The organism is Sphingomonas sp. Y38-1Y (assembly GCF_032391395.1).
Classification (GTDB): domain Bacteria; phylum Pseudomonadota; class Alphaproteobacteria; order Sphingomonadales; family Sphingomonadaceae; genus Sphingomonas.
This window is the reverse complement of record NZ_CP135916.1, coordinates 1,193,646-1,212,110: the sequence shown is the minus strand read 5'-3', so window position 1 is coordinate 1,212,110 and position 18,465 is coordinate 1,193,646. Positions and strand designations below refer to the sequence as shown.

General features: G+C 69.2%; 24 protein-coding genes. 13 read left to right on the top strand and 11 right to left on the bottom strand.

Features of this window, described 5'->3' with window-relative positions:
* Positions 1–75 precede the first annotated feature (75 nt).
* The 3 genes from rph to RS883_RS05705 all read left to right on the top strand — a co-directional run bounded on the left by rph (position 76) and on the right by RS883_RS05705 (position 1,757).
* Positions 76–792, top strand: coding sequence for a ribonuclease PH (gene rph, locus RS883_RS05715; RefSeq protein ID WP_315763613.1), 717 nt, complete (start codon positions 76–78; stop codon positions 790–792).
* Positions 789–1,418 (top strand): RdgB/HAM1 family non-canonical purine NTP pyrophosphatase, encoded by a 630-nt coding sequence (rdgB, locus tag RS883_RS05710; protein WP_315763610.1) that lies wholly within the window; start codon positions 789–791, stop codon positions 1,416–1,418. Before rph ends, rdgB begins: the two co-directional genes overlap by 4 nt.
* A 99-nt stretch (positions 1,419–1,517) precedes the next feature.
* Entirely contained in the window at positions 1,518–1,757 is a 240-nt protein-coding gene (locus RS883_RS05705) for a hypothetical protein (protein ID WP_315763608.1), read from the top strand.
* Between the two features lie 77 nt (positions 1,758–1,834).
* Here the strand turns inward: RS883_RS05705 and RS883_RS05700 are convergent, their stop codons facing one another.
* Positions 1,835–2,212 carry a helix-turn-helix domain-containing protein gene (locus tag RS883_RS05700; protein WP_315763605.1) on the bottom strand — a complete coding sequence of 126 codons (378 nt, stop codon included), beginning with the start codon at positions 2,210–2,212 and terminating at the stop codon, positions 1,835–1,837.
* 85 nt (positions 2,213–2,297) lie between these two features.
* On the opposite strand from RS883_RS05700, the gene RS883_RS05695 reads away from it, so the two are divergent.
* From RS883_RS05695 to RS883_RS05685, 3 genes are all read left to right on the top strand, one after another.
* Positions 2,298–3,032 carry an SDR family oxidoreductase gene (locus tag RS883_RS05695; RefSeq protein ID WP_315763602.1) on the top strand — a complete coding sequence of 245 codons (735 nt, stop codon included), beginning with the start codon at positions 2,298–2,300 and terminating at the stop codon, positions 3,030–3,032.
* A gap of 131 nt (positions 3,033–3,163) precedes the next feature.
* Positions 3,164–4,228 (top strand): hypothetical protein, encoded by a 1,065-nt coding sequence (locus RS883_RS05690; RefSeq protein WP_315763601.1) that lies wholly within the window; start codon positions 3,164–3,166, stop codon positions 4,226–4,228.
* Position 4,229: 1 nt separating this feature from the next.
* Positions 4,230–4,643, top strand: a complete 414-nt coding sequence (locus RS883_RS05685) for a hypothetical protein (protein WP_315763599.1) — start codon at positions 4,230–4,232, stop codon at positions 4,641–4,643.
* Positions 4,644–4,672: 29 nt separating this feature from the next.
* On the opposite strand, the gene RS883_RS05680 is transcribed toward RS883_RS05685, so the two are convergent.
* Positions 4,673–5,488 (bottom strand): NAD(P)-dependent oxidoreductase, encoded by an 816-nt coding sequence (locus tag RS883_RS05680; RefSeq protein WP_315763597.1) that lies wholly within the window; start codon positions 5,486–5,488, stop codon positions 4,673–4,675.
* A gap of 1 nt (position 5,489) precedes the next feature.
* Entirely contained in the window at positions 5,490–5,942 is a 453-nt protein-coding gene (locus RS883_RS05675) for a MarR family transcriptional regulator (protein WP_315763596.1), read from the bottom strand.
* 83 nt (positions 5,943–6,025) lie between these two features.
* Between RS883_RS05675 and hemW the strand changes: the two genes are divergently transcribed.
* A complete protein-coding gene (hemW, locus tag RS883_RS05670; RefSeq protein ID WP_409977397.1) occupies positions 6,026–7,165 on the top strand; it encodes a radical SAM family heme chaperone HemW in 1,140 nt (379 codons plus the stop codon).
* Entirely contained in the window at positions 7,166–8,422 is a 1,257-nt protein-coding gene (locus tag RS883_RS05665) for a serine hydrolase (protein ID WP_315763590.1), read from the top strand.
* Here RS883_RS05665 and RS883_RS05660 read toward each other — a convergent pair.
* From RS883_RS05660 to RS883_RS05645, 4 genes are read right to left on the bottom strand one after another with little or no spacing between them, the layout of a single operon-like run.
* Complete coding sequence (locus RS883_RS05660; RefSeq protein ID WP_315763587.1) at positions 8,366–8,944, bottom strand: GNAT family protein; 579 nt, start codon at positions 8,942–8,944, stop codon at positions 8,366–8,368. The genes RS883_RS05665 and RS883_RS05660 overlap by 57 nt on opposite strands.
* Positions 8,941–9,732 carry a LysR family transcriptional regulator gene (locus tag RS883_RS05655; protein ID WP_315763584.1) on the bottom strand — a complete coding sequence of 264 codons (792 nt, stop codon included), beginning with the start codon at positions 9,730–9,732 and terminating at the stop codon, positions 8,941–8,943. The genes RS883_RS05660 and RS883_RS05655 overlap by 4 nt, the downstream gene beginning before the upstream one ends.
* A complete protein-coding gene (apaG, locus tag RS883_RS05650; RefSeq protein ID WP_315763582.1) occupies positions 9,729–10,127 on the bottom strand; it encodes a Co2+/Mg2+ efflux protein ApaG in 399 nt (132 codons plus the stop codon). The genes RS883_RS05655 and apaG overlap by 4 nt, the downstream gene beginning before the upstream one ends.
* Entirely contained in the window at positions 10,124–11,332 is a 1,209-nt protein-coding gene (locus tag RS883_RS05645) for a trans-sulfuration enzyme family protein (protein ID WP_315763580.1), read from the bottom strand. The genes apaG and RS883_RS05645 overlap by 4 nt, the downstream gene beginning before the upstream one ends.
* Before the next feature lie 98 nt (positions 11,333–11,430).
* Here RS883_RS05645 and mtgA point away from each other — a divergent pair, with 98 nt between their 5' ends.
* The gene (gene mtgA / locus RS883_RS05640) at positions 11,431–12,147 is read left to right on the top strand and encodes a monofunctional biosynthetic peptidoglycan transglycosylase (RefSeq protein WP_315763578.1); all 717 of its coding nucleotides are present in this window, start codon (positions 11,431–11,433) and stop codon (positions 12,145–12,147) included.
* Between the two features lie 48 nt (positions 12,148–12,195).
* On the opposite strand, the gene RS883_RS05635 is transcribed toward mtgA, so the two are convergent.
* Entirely contained in the window at positions 12,196–12,444 is a 249-nt protein-coding gene (locus RS883_RS05635; RefSeq protein ID WP_315763576.1) for a hypothetical protein, read from the bottom strand.
* A 180-nt stretch (positions 12,445–12,624) separates the two neighbouring features.
* Here RS883_RS05635 and RS883_RS05630 point away from each other — a divergent pair, with 180 nt between their 5' ends.
* Together RS883_RS05630 and RS883_RS05625 are read left to right on the top strand one after the other, a co-directional pair.
* Complete coding sequence (locus RS883_RS05630) at positions 12,625–13,416, top strand: class I SAM-dependent methyltransferase (RefSeq protein ID WP_315763574.1); 792 nt, start codon at positions 12,625–12,627, stop codon at positions 13,414–13,416.
* Between the two features lie 61 nt (positions 13,417–13,477).
* On the top strand, positions 13,478–13,921 hold the full coding sequence (locus RS883_RS05625) for a hypothetical protein (RefSeq protein WP_315763572.1): 444 nt from the start codon (positions 13,478–13,480) through the stop codon (positions 13,919–13,921).
* Here RS883_RS05625 and RS883_RS05620 read toward each other — a convergent pair.
* Both RS883_RS05620 and RS883_RS05615 read right to left on the bottom strand, forming a co-directional pair.
* Positions 13,918–14,274: a YybH family protein gene (locus tag RS883_RS05620; RefSeq protein ID WP_315763570.1), complete on the bottom strand. Its 357-nt coding sequence runs from the start codon at positions 14,272–14,274 to the stop codon at positions 13,918–13,920. The two genes, RS883_RS05625 and RS883_RS05620, sit on opposite strands and share 4 nt — an antisense overlap.
* A complete protein-coding gene (locus RS883_RS05615; RefSeq protein ID WP_315763568.1) occupies positions 14,271–15,569 on the bottom strand; it encodes an amidohydrolase family protein in 1,299 nt (432 codons plus the stop codon). Before RS883_RS05615 ends, RS883_RS05620 begins: the two co-directional genes overlap by 4 nt.
* 142 nt (positions 15,570–15,711) lie before the next feature.
* Here RS883_RS05615 and RS883_RS05610 point away from each other — a divergent pair, with 142 nt between their 5' ends.
* Positions 15,712–16,767: a serine hydrolase domain-containing protein gene (locus RS883_RS05610; RefSeq protein WP_315763566.1), complete on the top strand. Its 1,056-nt coding sequence runs from the start codon at positions 15,712–15,714 to the stop codon at positions 16,765–16,767.
* Between the two features lie 3 nt (positions 16,768–16,770).
* Here the strand turns inward: RS883_RS05610 and phaR are convergent, their stop codons facing one another.
* A complete protein-coding gene (gene phaR / locus RS883_RS05605; protein WP_315763564.1) occupies positions 16,771–17,349 on the bottom strand; it encodes a polyhydroxyalkanoate synthesis repressor PhaR in 579 nt (192 codons plus the stop codon).
* Between the two features lie 95 nt (positions 17,350–17,444).
* Between phaR and RS883_RS05600 the strand changes: the two genes are divergently transcribed.
* On the top strand, positions 17,445–18,449 hold the full coding sequence (locus RS883_RS05600; protein WP_315763562.1) for an alpha/beta hydrolase: 1,005 nt from the start codon (positions 17,445–17,447) through the stop codon (positions 18,447–18,449).
* Positions 18,450–18,465 lie beyond the last annotated feature (16 nt).

Below are 18,465 nucleotides of genomic sequence, written 5' to 3'. Positions count from 1 at the left end.
TCCCCTTGTCGTCAGGCTGGCGTGGCGGCCATCGCCGGTCTATTCGCCCGCCCCAACGATATAGGAGCTGAACCGATGCGCCCATCCGGCCGCGCCCCCGACGAAATGCGTGCGATCACGATCGAGCCGAACTTCACCCGCCATGCCGAAGGATCGGTGCTGATCGGCTTTGGCGACACGCGCGTCCTCGTCACCGCCAGCGTCGAGGAGCGGGTGCCGCCGTTCCTGCGCGGCAAGGGCGAGGGCTGGGTCACCGCAGAATATGGCATGCTCCCGCGCGCGACCCACACCCGCGGCAGCCGTGAGGCGGCCAAGGGCAAGCAGTCGGGCCGCACCCAGGAGATCCAGCGGCTGATCGGCCGCAGCCTTCGCGCGGTCACCGACCTCAAGAAGCTCGGCGAGCGCCAGATCACGCTCGATTGCGACGTGATCCAGGCCGATGGCGGCACGCGCACCGCCTCGATCTCGGGCGCGTGGGTCGCGCTGCGGCTCGCGGTCGACAAGCTGATGGCGGACGGCAAGCTCACCACCGACCCGATCCTGCACCAGGTCGCGGCGGTAAGCTGCGGCATCTATAACGGCACGCCCGTGCTCGACCTCGACTATCCCGAGGATTCGGCGGCCGACGCCGACGCCAATTTCGTGCTGCTGGGCGACGGCAAGATCGCCGAGGCGCAGGCGACCGCCGAGGGCGCCTGCTATGACGAGGAATCGCTCCTTCGCCTCCTCCGCCTCGCGCGGATCGGCTGCAACGGCATCTTCGAGGCGCAGCGAAAGGCGATCGGCCGATGAGCGGCGAGGGCAAGGAGCCGCAGGCGATCCGCAAGCTCGCCCCCGGCAAGCTCGTCATCGCCAGCCACAACCAGGGTAAGGTGCGCGAAATCCGCGAGCTGCTCGCCCCCTATGGCATCGAGCCCGTGTCGGCCGCCGAGCTCGACCTGCCCGAGCCCGAGGAGACGGGCACGACCTTTGTCGCCAATGCGGAGCTCAAGGCGATGCAGGCGGCCGACCTGTCCGGCCTTCCCGCACTCGCCGACGATTCGGGGCTGTGCGTCGAGGCGCTGGGCGGCGACCCCGGCATCTTCTCCGCGCGCTGGGCCGGGCCGAGCAAGGATTTCGCGCTCGCGATGCAGGCAGTCGAGGACAAGCTCGCCGCGATCGATCCCGTCCCCACCCGCGCGGCGCACTTCGTCTGTGCGCTCGCGCTCGCCTGGCCCGACGGTCATGTCGAATGGTTCGAAGGGCGCGTGGACGGCACGCTCGTCTGGCCGCCGCGCGGCGACAAGGGATTTGGCTACGATCCGATGTTCCTGCCCGACGGCGGCCAGGAAACGTACGGCGAGATGGACCCGGCGGCGAAGCACGCGACCAGCCACCGCGCCGACGCGTTCCATCAACTCGTCGCATCCGTCATATAAAACGGTTCGCATCTGCAACAAACTGTGGTCTAAGCTGTTGGAACGCTTGGTGTGCATCCGCGCACCGTTTGTTGTGTCTGTCTTTGAAGGAGCGTTCCGATGATCGGGAAGATCGCCCTGGCGCTTGCCGCCACCACCATGGCGGCCGCGCCGCTCGCCGCCAATCCCGCCTCCAGCCTGTCGGTTGCGAAGCAGGTTCGCGCCTCGACCCAGACCCGGAACGCCAATGGCGCGCTGGGCGGTGCCGGCGCCGCTGGGCTGCTGCTCGGCGCGGGCATCGTCGCGATTCTCGTGGTCGGCCTGACGGTCGGCGACGATGGTTCGCCCGACAGCAACTGATCCTCGATCAGCTTGGCGCCGCTTGAAGCGGCGGGAGGGAGGCCATTGCGCCTCCCTTTTTCGTTGGGGCTCGCGGCTTACGCCGCGTCGCTCCACTTGGCGCGCTCCGCCAGCACCTTCGCGACCGCCTCCAGGTTGGCGCTGCCCCACTCGCACAGCGGACGAAGCGCCTCCGCCAGCCCCTCGCCCAGCGGCGTCAGCGCATAGTCGACGCGCGGCGGCACCTCGCGATAATCGTGGCGGATCAGCACGCCATCGGCCTCCAGCTCCTTGAGCTGCTGGATCAGTACCTTGTCGCTAACGCCGCGCACCGCCCGCTTGAGCTCGCCATAGCGGTTCGGCCCCTGCCGCAGGAAATAGAGTATCAGCGGCTTCCACTTGCCCGAGATGATGCGGAGGGTGGCGTCGAGGCCGCAGCTGAAGCCGGCGACCGGATCGAGTTCGGGTTCGCTCATATTTTGATACTTACCAAAAGGTGCATACTTGTCGATAGGTATGCGCCCCGCCAGCTCCTGTCCATCACTGACAGGAGCAAAGGACGTGACACGATTGAAGGGCAAGGTTGCGATCATCACTGGCGGCGGCACCGGCATCGGCCTGGGCGCAGCACGGCGGTTCGTCGAGGAAGGCGCGTTCGTCTATCTGTTCGGCCGACGCCAGGCGCCGCTCGACGCCGCTGTCGAGGAACTGGGCGGACAGGCGAGCGCGGTCGCGGGTTCGGTCACCGACCCGGCCGACCTCGACCGGCTCTATGACGCGGTACGCGAGGGGCATGGCCGGCTCGACATTCTGTTCGCCAACGCCGGCACCGGCAGCGTCGCCCCGCTCGGCGAGCTGACGCGCGCGCAGTACGACCAGGCGTTCGACGTCAACGTCCGTGGGACGATCGACACGGTGCAGAAGGGCCTGCCGCTGATGCAGGCGGGCGGATCGATCATCCTCACCGGATCGACGACCGGGGTGATGGGGACGCCCGGTTTCAGCCTCTACAGCGCGACCAAGGCGGCGGTGCGCAATCTCGCGCGAAGCTGGGCGCTCGACCTTCGCGGAACGGGCATCCGCGTCAACGTGCTCTCGCCCGGGCCGACGCGCACCGAGCTTGCCGGCGAAGTGGTCGGGATCGAGGCGATCGAGGCGCTGGGCGCAGGCACGCCGATCGGCCGCATCGGCGAACCCGCCGAGATCGGCGCCGTCGCCGCCTTCCTCGCCTCCGACGACAGCAGCTTCATGACCGGCGGCGAAGTCTTCGCCGATGGCGGCCTCGCCCAAGTGTGACCCCGACGCGCCTCCCCCGGCCGGGGAGGCGCCTAGTCGATCCGACTAGGCCCGCTAGTCGCTCCGCGGAGGGCGGGACGCCCACGAACCTGCTCTAACCGCCGGCATCGGGTTGCTGGAAAGGTCAGGTCATGGTCGCCGAAACCGCATCGGTTGCGGGCTCAAGCAACGTCGGGGCGTCGCTGCCGCAGGATCAGGCGGCCCAGTTGGCGCTCGATGCGCGGGCGACCGGCAGCTTCGACGCCCCGGCGCTCGCCGCACGCCTGACCGAGCTTGGCGCCGGCAACCCCGGCGCCACCTCGGCGCTCCAGCAGCAGGTCGAGGCACAGCTTACCCCCGTCGAGCGCGGCGAGCTCGCCCGCGCGCTGGACGCCCCCGCCAACGACAATCCCGCGCCCGGCACCGGACCCGATCCGGTGCAGCTCGGCCTGGACCTTGGCCAGATGGCGCTCGACATCGCCGGGCTGTTCGACCCCACCCCGATCAGCGACGGCGCCAACGGCGTCATCTCCGCCGGCCGCGCGTTCGGTTCGCTCCTCTCGGGCAATTGGGGTGAGGCCGGCGGCCACGCGGTCAACGGCCTCATCTCCGGCGCGTCGATGCTGCCGATCCTGGGCGACACCGCCAAGCTCGGCAAGATCGGCAAATGGGCCGAGACGGTCGGCGATTCGGTGAGCGCGGTCGCGCACAACCCCGCGCTCCGCCAGACGCTCGCCCCCGCGCTCGAGAAGGTGAAGGGCGCGATCGACGCGATCCCTGAAGGCGCGCTCAACGCCCTTCCCGCCAGCGCTCGCGAATCGCTTGAGGCGACCAAGCGGCAACTCGACGATTTCTTCGCCGCCGGCACGCGCAACGCAGAGGGCGCACGGTTCGGCAACGCCGTCTCCACCGACTATCGCGGCACCTTCTTTGCCGCCAACCCGTCGCTCGAAGGCAAGGTCGTCGTCCATCACGCCGTCGAACAGCAGGTGCTGACCCGCTATCCCGGCGTCGTGACCGAGGGGCAGATGCACTCGCTCGAGAATCTGCGCGGCATCCCCAACGAACGTAATTCGGAGCTGCACCTCAGCCAGATCCGCCGCGAATGGAACAAATTCTATCGCGAGAACTCCACCGCGACGCAGCAGCAGCTACTGGACAAAGCCACCGAGATCGATGCCAAGTACGGCACCCAGTTCAATCCACCGGTGAGGTAACATGGACCGCTTCTACGTCGAGCCCGAAGTCGCCGGCAGCCTGGGCCCGGCGACCGACCTCGACACCTCGACGCACCCGCCGGTCGTGCGCCGCCTCGAATATCGGATGGAAGGGTGGCTGGGCGACTGCCTGCTCGAAAGCTTCCCCGTGTTCGTCGTCACCGAAGAGGCGCGCCGCGCGATCAAGGCCGCCGGTCTATCCGGGGCGGCGTTCGACACGGTGACGATCACCGTCTCGCCCGACTTCATGAGTGCAAAGGCAAAGGACGGCGCGCTGCCCGCCTTTGCCTGGCTGAAGCCCGCCAAGGACGGCGACATCGCCACCGCCCCCGACGGCCGGCTGCTCCTGTCGCAGCGCGCGCTCGACGTGCTGAAGCCGCTCGGCCTCGCCAATGCGGAGATCGAGCCGGCTTGATCTAACGCGGCGCGCGCCGATGCTGCGACCTAGAGGATCCCCGCCTGCGCAGCCTGATGGACCGTCCTGATCGTCGGTTGAAACCCCATCGAGCGGGCGAGCGAGCCGTCGACATGAAGGTACCAAGGGTTCTGCATCGCTTCCGCGGACGGGTTCATCTCTTCCCCGACCAGCCCGATCAGCTCGTAGAGGGTCGTTGGCGCCTCGTCAGTGATGTTGACGATGCGGCCGTCGAAGGTGCCGGCCAAGGCCAGCTTCATGGCGGTCGCGATGTCGCGGTGATGGATCGTGCTCAGCCGGTTGGCGGGGTGGAACCCGAACGCGCCCACATGCTTGGGCAGCATGGCAAGGTGGCCGTCGCCGTCCCCATAGACGAACGGGAAGCGAAGCACCGCGGCCTTCAGATCGCTTTCGAACAGCGCCCGCTCGGCCGCGACCTTGCTCGCCGGATAGGCCTGCTCCGGCGCGACCATGTCGGTTTCCCTGCCCGGACGCGAGCCGTTTCGGTCATAGACGTTGGACGTGCTCGCCAGGATGAAGCGGGCGCGGGGCGCATGGGCCCGTACCGCCGCGATCAGGTTGCGTGTTCCCTCGAGATTGCTCTTCCAGATCAAGTCGGTGTCCTGCGTGCGGAACACCGCTGCCAGATGGATGATCGCCGACACGCCGCTGACGGCGTCGGCGAGTGCCGCCGGATCGAACAGATCCCCCGTCACCGTCTGAACGTCGGCGGGCGCCACCTTCCCCGGCCGCACCAGCGCGCGGCAGACTTCTCCGCCCTCCACCAGTCGCGGCAACAGCCGTTCGCCGACCAGGCCGGTCGAGCCAGTCACGAGGATCGTCATGTTACTTCCTTTTCAGTCGCTGGTTCAGACGCCGGGTCGCGGCCATCAGCACGCGTGACGTCGTCTCGATCTCGGCATCGGTGAACCCGCCGAATGCCTCGTCATGGATGAAGCTGAGGTCGGGCAGTTCATGCCACAGCGCGGCGCCGGCAGGCGTCAGGCGAAGCAGCTTCTGGCGCTGGTCGGCGGTGTCCGGCACCTGCTCGATCAGGCCCTTACGAACGAGCGCTGCGATGACGATGCTGACCGTTGCGCGTTCGACCTGGAGCAGCGGAACGAACTCGCGCTGCATCGTCGGGCCGCCCTGCGCCAGCTGATGCAGGACATACCATTGCGTCGCGCCGAGGCCATGCGGGCGCAATGCCTCCTCCATCAGCGCACGGCCGGCGAAGTAGCAGCGCTTCGCCCACGCTCCGACCAATCCAGACTCGGCAGACGCCTTATTGTTTGCCATCTAACTATGATGTTAGAGGGCTAACAGGCTGTCAAGGCGTTGACGGCTTTTCGCGGGAGCCAGCATCGGGCATGGCGGCCTCCATGTCTGCCGACCCGCTTGCCCTCTACATTCACTGGCCGTTCTGCGTTTCCAAATGCCCCTATTGCGACTTCAACAGCCACGTCCGTGACGCGGTCGACCAGGACCGGTGGCGCGCGGCGTTGCTTGCCGATCTGGCGCATGAGGCCGGGGTCGCGGCCGGGCGGCCGATCGGGTCGATCTTCTTCGGCGGCGGTACGCCTTCGCTGATGCCGCCCGACACCGTCGCCGCGCTGATCGAGGCGGCGGATCGGCACTGGGGTCTCGCGCCCGATTGCGAGATCACGCTGGAGGCCAACCCCTCCTCGGTCGAGGCGGCGCGCTTTGCCGATCTGGCGGCGGCGGGGGTCAACCGCGTGTCGCTCGGCCTGCAGTCGCTGGACGATGCGGCACTCGCGTTCCTGGGCCGCGCGCATTCGGTGCGCGAGGGGCTGGCGGCGCTGGACACCGCACAGGCGGCGTTCGCGCGCGTGTCGTTCGACCTCATCTATGCCCGCCCCGGCCAGTCGATGGCCGAATGGGAGGCGGAACTTGGCCGCGCGATCGGCTTCGGCACCGGGCACCTCTCGCTCTATCAGCTGACGATCGAACCCGGCACGCGCTTCGCTACGCTCGCCGCCAAGGGGGAACTGACGATCCCCGACGCCGACGACGCCGCCGACCTGTTCGAGCTGACGCGCGCGATGACCGAGGCCGCGGGGCTGCCCGCCTATGAGGTGTCGAACCATGCGCGACCGGGCGAGGAGAGCCGGCACAATCTCACTTACTGGCGGTATCGCGACTATCTCGGCGTCGGGCCGGGCGCGCACGGGCGACGCGGCGGCCATGCGACGTTCCGGCGCAAGAAGCCGGAGAACTGGCTCGACGCGCTCGCCCGCAATGGCCACGGGATCGAGGCGGAGGATGCGCTGCCCGGCCACGAACAGGCGGTCGAGGCGCTGCTGATGGGGCTGCGGCTGCGCGAGGGCGTGGACATGCCGCGCATCGCCGCGCTGACGGGCGGCGAGCCGCCGCTGCGCGGGGAGCGGGTCGACCTGCTGATCGACCAGGGCCTGCTCGCACGGGACGGCGACCGCCTTCGCACGACCGATACCGGGATGCCCGTGCTCGAGGCTATCCTGCGCGAGATCGTCGCCGTCTGATTGCGCCAGCCACGGCGATGCGCGAGGGTCGGACATGCCAGGCCGCCCCGCCCCCGCAATCGTCCAGCCCGCCCCGCCGACGCCGACAAGCGCCTGGCCGAGATCGTCGCGCTGCTCGGCGGCAGCGGCGACTATGCGGCCACGTTCGGCGAGCGCTTTCGCACCGAGGTGCCCAAACCGCGCTTCGATGCGATCGCCGCGAAGCTTCGCACCGGGCTGGGCAAACCGACCGGCATCGGCCGGGTCGAGCGACACAACGCGCTGGAGGCGGATGCCAGCCTGATGTTCGAGCGCGGGCGCGCGCGGGTCCGGCTGACGCTGGCGCCCGGCGGCACGCGGCAGGTCGCGGGCTTCGCAATCGTCGGCACCGCGCCGCTCGCCGACAGCTTCGCCGGGATCGTCGCAGAGGCGGCGCGGCTGCCCGGCGACACCGGCTTCGGCATTTATGCGCTGGAGGACCCGAGCCCGCGCGCGATCGGCGAGCATCGCGGCGAGGCGGCGGCGCCGATCGGTTCGGCGTTCAAGCTGTGGGTCCTCGCCGAACTCGCCGCGCAGGTCGCGGACGGGAAGCATCGCTGGGACGAGGTCGCGCCGCTCGGCCCCCGCTCGCTTGCCAGCGGGATCACCCAGGACTGGCCCGCGGGCACGCCGATGACGCTTCAGGCGCTGGCGACGCTGATGATCTCGATCAGCGACAACACCGCCACCGACACGTTGGTCGCGCTGCTCGGCCGCGACGCCGTCGATGCGCGGGCACAGGCGCTGGGTGCCGCCAGCCTGCCCGTGCTGACCACGGCTGAAGCGTTCCGGCTCAAGCACCCCGCCGCCGCCGCGCTCGCCACCGGCTGGGCGACGCTCACGCCCGAGCAGCGCCGCGCCCGCCTTGCCGATCCGGCACTTGCCAAGGTGCCGCTCGACCCGGCGCTGTTCGGCGACACCGCCGTCCGGCCGGAGATCGAGTGGTTCGCCAGCCCGCGCGCGATGGCACGGACGCTCGACTGGCTGTCGCGCAAGGGCGGATCGCAGGCGCTCGCCATCCTCGCCACCGCGCGCGCGGATCGCCATGGCCTGGCCTATGTCGGCTACAAGGGCGGGTCGGAGCCGGGCATACTCAGCCTCAACCACCTCGCGCGCGATCGGTCGGGCAGATGGTATGTCGTGGCCGCCAGCCAGCATCGCGGCGACGGCGCGATCGAGCCGTCAGCCCTCGACAACCTCGTCGCGCGCGCGCTCGACCTGATCGGCGCGGCCCGCTGACCATTCGCCGGCGAGCAGGCCGTAGAGCGCGGTGTCGCGGACGCCGATATGCGTCTCCCACTCGGCGCGAAGGATGCCTTCGAGCTTGAAACCCAACCGCTCGAGCATCGCGCGCGAGGGCGTATTGTCGGGATCGGTATCGGCATAGACGCGCCGCTGACCCTCGGCGAAGATGCGGTCGATCACCGTGCCGACCGCTTCCTGCGCGATGCCGCCGCCCCAATGCGCACGGCCGAGCATGTAGCCGATTTCGGTAACGTTGCCCTTCCAGTCCTCACCCGCGGCGACGAAGCCGATCGCATGGTCGTTGGCGGGGGTGGTGATCGCCCACACGCGCCAGGCGGGCTCGTTGCGGTCGAACGAGGCGAGCGTCTCGGCCACGTCGCGGTGCGGCGGGCCCGACCAATATCGCATCGCCTCGACATCGGCGAACAGCGGGTGCAGCGCCTCGGCATCGCGTGCCTCGCGCGGGCGCAGCACCAGCCGCTCGCTGCGCAGCACCGGCAGTTCGCGCGGGGTCATGCCGCCAGCGCGTCGACCAGCGCGCGCACCTTCTTCTGGCGCCACTGCGGCAACGGCGCGACCATCCAATAGCCGCGCGAATAGGGCGTCGGCTCGCCCACCGATACCACCCGCCCGGCGGCGAGATCGGCGCGTGCGAGCAGTTCCGGCACCGTCGCGAAGCCGAGGCCCGCGGCAGCGGCGTCGATCGCCAGGCCCGCATCGCCGACCGCGACGCGCGACACCGCTTCCTCGTTAAGGCAGCCGGGCCAGGAGATGCGCGTGTCGGCCCCGCCGCCCGGCGCCGCCACCGTCACCATGCCGTCGGATTCGAGCGCCTCGCCCTCATGCTCGCCCGGCCCCTCGCCCCAGCGGATCGCGAGGTCGAGGTTGGCCTGTGCGAAGTCGACGCCATCCTCCGCCGCGACGAGCGTGAAGCGCTGGTCGGGGTCGCTCTCGGCGATCGCGGCGAGCCGCGGCATCAGCCATTTGTGCGTCAGGTCGCGCGGCGCGGCAATCGTCAGCGACCGCGACGACTGCCCGGCCTGCATCGCGCGGACCGCTTCCTCGAACTGGAGGAAGCCGTCACGCAGCGCGACCAGCCCGCGCTCGCCCTCCGGCGTCAGCTCCAGCCCGCGGGTGGTGCGACGAAACAGCACGACGCCGAGCGTATCCTCCAGCGCGCGGATCTGCTGCCCGACCGCGGCGGGGGTCACCGCCAGCTCGTCGGCGGCGCGGGTGAACGACAGGTGCCGCGCCGCGGCGTCGAGCACGCGCAGGCCATTGAGCGGAAGATGCGTGCGCTTCATCCCGCGACCGCCGGGGCGATCAGCCCGAACTTGGGGATGGCGACGTCGAACGCAGATCCGTCCTCAGCCAGCATGTGATAGCTGCCCTGCATCGATCCCGTCGGCGTCGCGAGGTGGCAGCCGGAAACATAGTCGAAGCTGCCGCCCGGCGCGATCATCGGCTGCTCGCCGACGACGCCCTCGCCCTCGACCGAATGGCGCGCGCCGCGGCCGTCGGTGATGATCCAGTGCCGCGTGAGGAGCTGGACGCCCGTCTCGCCCTCGTTCTCGATGCGGATGTGATAGGCCCAGAACCAGCGACCACGCGCCGGCTCCGACTGCTCGGGCAGATAGCTGACCGACGTGCGCACAACGACGCCGCGCGTTCGCGCCTCCTCGGTGAACAGCGCCTTCATAGGCCGACCTGCCGGAGTGCCTGGTCGAGATCGTCGATCAGGTCGGCGGGATCCTCGAGCCCGACGTTGAGGCGTAGCAGCCCCTCCGTCACGCCCATCTCCAGCCGCTTTTCCTCGGCTACGCCATAATGCGTGGTCGAGGCGGGATGCGTCATCAGCGAGCGCGAGTCGCCGATATTGTTCGAGATATCGATGAGGGTCAGCGCGTCGAGCAACCCGTGCGCCTGTGTGCGCCCGCCATCCACCTCGAACGAGAAGATCGGCCCCGTCATCGCCATCTGCGACAGCGCGAGGTTGTGCTGCGGGTGGCTCGGCAGGCCCGGATGGTTGATGCGCGGGACGCGCCCTTCGAGGAAGCGGCCGACCTCCAGCGCGTTCTCCGACTGGCGGCGGATGCGAAGGTCGAGCGTCTCCAGCCCCTTCAGCACCACCCAGGCGTTGAACGCGGAGAGCGTCGGCCCGGTGTTGCGCGTGAACGGCAGCAGCTCATTGAGGATGAAATCCTCGGTCCCGCACACCGCGCCCGCCAGCACGCGGCCCTGCCCGTCCATCATCTTGGTCGCGGAATAGGCGACGATGTCGGCGCCGAACTCCATCGGCCGCTGAAGCGCGGGAGTAGCGAACGCGTTGTCGACGACGGTCCGCACGCCCTTTGCCCTGGCAAGATCGCACACCGCGCGCAGGTCGACGACATCCATCGTCGGATTGGCGGGCGTCTCGAAGAACCAGAGCTTGGTCTTGTCGGTGGTGGCGTCCGCGAACGCCTGGGCGTCGCGCGCATCGACGATCGTCGTGGCGATGCCGAACTTGGGGAGCAGCGTGTCGGTCAGCCAGCGGCACGACCCGAACAGCGCGCGGCCCGCGACGACATGATCGCCCGCGGACAGCTGGCAGAGCAACGCCGCGGTCATCGCCGCCATGCCGCTGGCCGTCGCGCGGCACGCCTCGGCCCCTTCCAGGAGGGCGATGCGATGCTCCAGCATCTCGACCGTCGGGTTCTGGAGCCGCGAATAGGTCATGCCCGACTGTTCGCCGGCGAAGCGCGCCGCCGCGTCGCCCGCACAGTCATAGGCATAGCCCGACGTTAGGAAGATCGCCTCCGACGTCTCGCCGAACTCCGACCGCATCGTGCCGCCGCGCACCGCCTGGGTGGCGGGGCGCCATTGCGAGGTGATGCTGCGGTCCTGGCCGGTATTGCGCTTCATGCGCGTTCCCTAAGGTCTACGCTTCGTCGCAGCAAGGTCGCAGGCTGCACGCATTTCACCGCTTGCACCCCGCGCCGCCCGCGCTAACGGATCGCGCGATGGCACGGGGCGAGCGGCAGCGGAAACCGACAAGGGGATGGGTCCGGCGGATCGCCGGCTGGACGGTGCGCGCCGCGCTGATCTTCGTGGTGCTGAGCGTCGTGGTCGTTGGCATCTATCGCTTCGTGCCGCCGCCGTTCACGCTGACCATGGCCGGCGACATCTTTGCCGGACGCAGCGTGACCAAGAGCTGGCGTTCGCTGGACGACATCGACCCCGATATGGCGCGCGCGGTCATCGCGGGCGAGGACAGCAGCTTCTGTTCGCACCACGGCTTCGACTATTCGGCGATCGCCGCGGCGGCGATCCGCAACGCGAGCGGTGGCCGTATCCGCGGCGGCTCGACGATCAGCCAACAGACGGCGAAGAACGTCTTCCTGTGGCAGGGCGGCGGCTATGTTCGGAAAGCCGGCGAAGCCTGGTTCACGCTGCTGATCGAGGCGATCTGGGGCAAGCGCCGGATCATGGAAGTCTATCTGAACGTCGCGGAGACGGGCATCGGCACTTATGGCGTGGAGGCGGGTGCGCGTCGTTATTTCGGCCACGGTGCCGGCCGCCTGACCGAGCGCGAGGCGGCGCGCATCGCTGCGGTGCTGCCGCTGCCCAAGAAGCGCGCCGGCATCGCGCCGCAGGGCTTCACCCGCCGATACGGCAACACCATCGTCCGCCGCATCGGCGTCGTCCGCCGCGAGCGGCTGGATGCGTGCGTCCGGTAAGGTAACGGACCAGCAGCGGCGGGCGTACGCCGCTGCGTCGTCCCGATCTTACTCGACCGCCTTCTGCGCCGCGTCGCCGACCTTTTGCGCGCCTTCGCTGACGCTTTCGGCGGCACCGCTGATCGCCTTGGTCTGGATGGTCTCGTTGCGGTTCTGGTTCATCAGGAAGAAGGCCCCGATGATAACTGCGACCAGCAATACGACGCCGATCAGGATCGTGCCGCCACCGCCACTGCGACGCTCGACGACGGTGGTGGTGTGGGGCTGGTCCGAATAGGTGGTGCGTTCCTCGATCATGTCACGGTCCCTCCGTTGATGATGGGCGAAGAAACTGCGTCCGAAAACGATTGTTCCCGTTGTGAAATGTTCAGCTAGGCTGCCGAGCTGCAACTTATCGGGACGCCGCCGGTTGAGCGCTGGTCAGCGCACTGCTAGCGGTAGTGGGCCGATCGTTACTGCGTCATCGGGGGACCATCTATGCGCCAGACCATCGCCGTTCTTGCCGTCGCCACCACCGCCGTCGCGGTCGCCAGCGTCGCCGTCGGCGCCCCCCAGACGCAGCGATCGGCGCTGAAGGCCGCGACCGAGGCATCGACGCGGACACCGGCCAACAAGGCCCGTGACCCGTATCGCCACCCGGTCGAAACGCTCGCCTTCTTCGGCGTGCAGCCCAATCACACGGTGGTCGAGATCTTCCCCGGCGGCGGCTGGTACACCGAGATTCTCGCGCCCTATCTGTCGGCCAAGGGCCAGCTCTGGGTCGCGGCGCCCGCCGGCGGGCTCAAGGGCGTCCAGGCGCTGATCGCCAAGGACGCCAAGACCTATGGCAAGGTGAAGGTCGCGACCGGGCTGGAGACCGTGCCGGCTAACAGCGCCGATGTCGTGCTCACCTTCCGCAACGTGCATAACTGGCGCTTCGGCGGCCAGGATGCCGCGCAACAGGTGTTCAACGCCGCGTTCCGGATGCTCAAGCCCGGCGGCACGCTCGGCGTGGTCGAGCACCGCCTTCCCGAAAGCCGCGACGCCGCGGCCGAGGAGAAGAGCGGCTATATGAAGACCTCGTCGGTGATCGGCTTCGCCAAGGCCGCTGGCTTCGAGGTCGTCGGCCAGAGCGAGGTCAACGCGAACCCCAAGGATACCGCCGACTATCCCGACGGCGTCTGGACGCTGCCCCCCGTGCTCCGCAAGGGCGACGTCGATCGCGCCAAGTATGTCGCGATCGGCGAGAGCGACCGCATGACGGTGCGGTTCAGGAAGCCCAAGAAATAAGCGGTCGAAGCGGGATCCCAGACCAAACTGCGATCCCGCCGACTTCCCCAGGTTAGACCCTGTGCAACTCACCTTCACCAAACGCGCCGGTAAATATGACGAGCTGACCCTCGTGCGCGAGGGCGGCGCGACCGAGACGATCGCCTGTCCGAAGCAGGGGATCGTTCCTCACGACATGGTGCATTATGCGGTGGAAACCGTGCTCGCCCAGCGCGGCTTCCTGTCCATGGTCAAGGATGGTTCGCCAGCCGACTTCTCTGCGCAAGGCGGCGAAGGGGAGGAAGCGGTCGAGCGGCTGGTTGAGACGTTCCAGGCCGAACTATGGGGCGGCCGCGTGCCCGCAAGCGAGATGATCGCCACCTACGAGCACGCCTGTCATGCACGCGACCATGCCGTCGCCGCGGTGACCGAGCACGATATCGAAGCGATCCGGGCGCGCCTGGACACGCTTTCCGAGCGCTGGACAGCACTCCCGGTTAACGACGCGATGACGCTGGAACTCTAGCCCGAGAGCTGCACGTACAGCTCGCGCGCGCACCGCCAGCCTTCGGCGCCCTCATGCCATTCGGCGAGATATGCGCCTGACAGCCCCGCGTCGCTCCGCCAGCGCCCGAACTCGGCCGCGACGCCCTCGCCCGCCTCGATCCGCTCGACCTCGCGCACATACCGCCCGCCCTGGCCGAGCAACCGCCGCCACGCTAGCGCGATCGCCGCACGCCCGTTGAATGGCTCGCCGCCCGCGGGCACCAGCACGCAGTCGCGCGTGACCGGCCCGACCGCGCCCTCGACATCGCCCGTCGCAATCGCCGCGTTCCAGTGGAGGCGCGCGGTGCGGATCGCGGTTTCGGCCGGACTCATGGCGTCAGCGGCACCACCGCCCCGCCCTTCATCACGAACGCCACCGACTTGAGCACGCGCACATCGGCCAGCGGATCGCCCGCGACCGCGATCAAATCGGCGGCCTTGCCCCGCTCGAGCGTACCGATCTCGCCCGACAGGCCCAGCAGCTCGGCGGCGTTCACCGTCGCCGCCTGGATCGCCTGTACCGGGGTCAGGCCGTGCTGGACCAGCAGCTCGAACTCGTCGGCATTGCGGCCGTGCTTCGACACGCCCGCGTCGGTGCCGAACGCGATGCGCACGCCCGCGGGTGCCGCGCGCTCCAGCGCCTTGCCAGTGATCGAGATGCGCCAGTCGATCTTCTTGCGCACCTCGGGCGGATAGGCGTTCGGGTCGCGCGCGATCCGCTCCTTGTAGCCGTTCACCGTCGACAGCGTCGGGACGTAGAAGGCACCCGCCTTCTTCATCACCGCGATCGCCTCTTCGTCCATCAGCGTGCCGTGCTCGATCGAGTCGGCGCCCGCCGCCATCGCGACCTTGATCCCGTCGGCGCCGTGTGCGTGGACCGCGACCTTCTTGCCATAGAGGTGCGCGGTCTCGACGATCGCCTTTGCCTCGTCGTCGAACATCTGTGCGCCGAGGCCCGCGCCGATTCGGCTGTTGACGCCGCCCGTCGTCGCGATCTTGATGACGTCGGCGCCGCGGCCGATCTGGAGCCGCACCGCCTTGCGGCACGCCTCCGGGCCGTCGCACAGATTGTCGGTATGCGGATGGTCGCGCAGCTCGTCGTTGAGCCCCAGCCGCGCGTCCATGTGCCCCGACGTGGTCGAGATCGAGCGCCCGGCATCGACGATCCGTGGTCCCGTCACCCACCCGCGCGCGACCGCATCGCGCAGTGCCAGCGTCGCGCCGTCGTCGCCCAGGTTGCGCACTGTCGTGAAGCCCGCCCGCAACGTCTTCTGCGCGTTCCACAGCGCTTCATAGGCGTGCATCTGCGCGCCCTCGGTGAACTCCGCGAGCAGCCCCTCCTGCCCCGCGCGATCGGAAGAGAGGTGGACGTGCGCGTCGATTAGGCCGGGCAGCACCGTCTGGCTCGACAGGTCGATGACGTTCGTCCGGTCGGGCGGCGTCTGATGCCCGTCGATCAGCTCGGCGACCTTGCCGTCCCGCACGACGATCGTCGTGGCGCCGCGCGGTGGCCGCCCCGGCCGATCGATGACGCGGCCCGCGAGAATGTAGGTGGTGACGGACGGCGGCGGCACGGGTCCGGGTGTCGGCGGCGCAACCTGAAGCGCGAGCGGCAGGAACAACGGCATGGCTGGAAACTCCCCGAGAGACGGCCCGGGTTCGCCCGCGGTGCCGAGACGGTTGTTCCCGAGCGGCGCGGCGGAGGCAAGGGGATCCTCGGCTGGCGCACGCCCGGCGGCCGGCCTATGTCGCGGGAAAAGGGGGAGGAAGATGCTCGATCGCCGCACCATCCTGGCCGGCAGTGCCGTGCTGCTTGCCAGCCGCGCCGCGGCGGGGCCAGTGGCCGACGCCAAGCGCCGCGCGATCGAGGCCGTCGAGCTTCCCGCCGGCTTCAACGGCGTACTGGCTTATGGGCGTCGCGGCCGGATCGTCCATGCCCGCCGCGTCGGCTTCGCGGACGTGGAGGCGCGGCGGCCGGTCACGCCGGAGACACGGTTCAAGTTCGGGTCAGCTTCCAAATGGCTGGCGAGCGTTGCGGTGCTGCGCCTTGCCGAGCAGCGCCGGCTGTCGATCGACGCACCGATCGCGACCTACCTGCCCGACTTTCGCCCCGATACGGGCGAGCGCGTCCGCCTCGTCCATCTTCTCTCCAACACCAGCGGCATCCCCGACCTCCTCACGCGCCAGATCGCGAGCGAGCCGGCGCTGCGCAGTTCCAGTGCTTCCGCGGCGGAGATCGTCGCACGGTTCGGCGGCGGCGACCTGATGTTCGAACCGGGCCAGGGCTGGGACTATGCCGCGCTCAATTGGGTGATCCTGGCGGCGATCGTGGAGCGACTGACCGGAGAAGCGTTTGCAGACACGGTCGGGCGTCTGGTGCTCCGGCCGCTCGGGCTGACGAACACCGGCTTCGCGCAGCTCGATCGTCCGCCGCTGCCGCATCTCGCCGCCGCCTATGGCAGCGTTCAACCGCCGGTGCGCAAGATGCTGCCCTCGCCCGGCTTCATCGCCGCGACCGGCAATGTCGCGGGGACCGCGGCGGACGCAATCCGCGCCGCGCACGGCATCTTTCACGGTTCGCTGATCGGCGCCGCCTCGCGCACCGCGCTGACGACGGTGCGCTGGCCCGAGCAGGACTATGCCCTGGGCGGCCGCGTCCATGTCATCGGCGATGAGCGCTGGGCGTGGGAGACCGGCAAGGTGCAGGGCTATCGCGCCCACATCGCGCACCGGCTGTCGGCGAGCGAGACCGTGGTCGTTTTCAACACCACAGACCTCGACCAGGGCCAGATCGCCCGCTGGGTCGAGGCGGTCGCGCTCGCCTGAACGTCAGCCCAGCTTCTCGACCTTGGATTGGAGGTCGGCGAGCTGTGCCTTCAGCGCCGCGATCTCTTCGTCCTTGGCGTGCGGCGCGGGGGCGGTTGCCGGTCCGGGCGTGGCCGCCGCGGGTGCTGCACCGCCTTTGGGCTTGAATGCTGCGGCCGCGACCTCGAACATTTCCATGTTGCGCTTGGCGATCTCGGCGAAGGGCGAGTTGGCGAAGGCGCCCTCGACCGCCGACTTGAACTGTTCCTGGTTGCGGCGGAAGCTGTCCATCGACGCCTCCAGATAGCCGGGCACCATCGCCTGCATGCTGTCGCCATAAAGGCTGATGAGCTGTCGCAGGAAGCTGACCGGGAGCATGGTCTGGCCGCCGCGCGCTTCCTCTTCCATGATGATCTGCGTCAGGACGTTATGGGTAATATCCTCGTCGCTGCGCGCGTCGACGACCTTGAAGTCGCGCCCGTCGCGAGTCATCGTCGCCAGGTGATCCAGCGTGATGTAGGACGAGGTTTCGGTATTGTAGAGCCGCCGATTGGCGTATTTCTTGATGATGACGGGGCCATTCCCCGAATTGGCCTTCTTCATCGGTACGGACCCCTGCCACCTTGAATGACATACCCGTAACATCCTTTGTTGACGCACCGCAACACGGCCCGCGTCCACTCCCGCTGTTTCTGTCGATGCTGCGCGAACATAGTGCAGCATTGCCACATCGCCGCACCGCGGTACTCGCCGGGCTCGCCGCCTATCAGCGGGCGCCGCGGCCCCCTGCCCGCCCGCCGCGGCCAGTGCTGGCACAGGCGGGGTCGGCGACGCTGCGCGACCATCGCGGCGCGGCGAGCCGGGGGCGGCCGGTCGTCTTCGTCCCTTCGCTCATCAACCCGCCGCGCGTCCTCGATCTGTCGGCAGGCAATTCGCTGCTCGGCTGGCTCGCCGATCGCGGCCTCTCGCCGATGCTGGTCGACTGGGGCGAGCCGATGCCGGCCGAGCGCGGCCTCGACATCGGCGGTCACATCACCGACCGGCTGCTTCCGCTGCTCGCCGCACTCGACGAGCCGCCGATCCTCGTCGGCTATTGCCTAGGCGGCACCATCGCGATGGCGGCGAGTGCGCTGACGCCGTTGGCCGGTCTCGCGCTCATTGCCGCGCCGTGGCGCTTCTCGGGCTTCTCGGACCGCGCGCGCGCCGACATCGCCGATCTCTGGACTGCGGCGGAGCCCGCCTGCGACACGCTGGGGCTGGTGCCGATGGAGGTGCTCCAGTCGGGCTTCTGGCGGCTCGATCCCGAACGTACGCTCGACAAATATGCGCGCTTCGCCGAGGTCGATCCGGTCAGCGAGGCGGCCGCCGCCTTCGTCGCGCTGGAGGACTGGACCAACCAGGGGGCGCCGCTCACCTATGCCGCCGGGCGCGAGCTGTTCGACGACTTCTACGACGCCGACCTGCCGGGGACCGGTCGCTGGCGCGTCGGCGGCCGGATTGCCGATCCACGTGCGCTCGATTGCCCCGCGGTCGAGTTCGTCTCCTCGACCGATCGCATCGTGCCGGCCGCGTCGAGTGCGACGCTCACTGACCGCCGCCTCCTCGGCGCGGGCCATGTCGGCATGATCGTCGGGTCGAAGGCGCACGCAGCGCTGTGGGCGCCGCTCGCCGACTGGTTAAGCGGGCACGCGCTCGCTAGATAGCGCCCGAAACAACCCT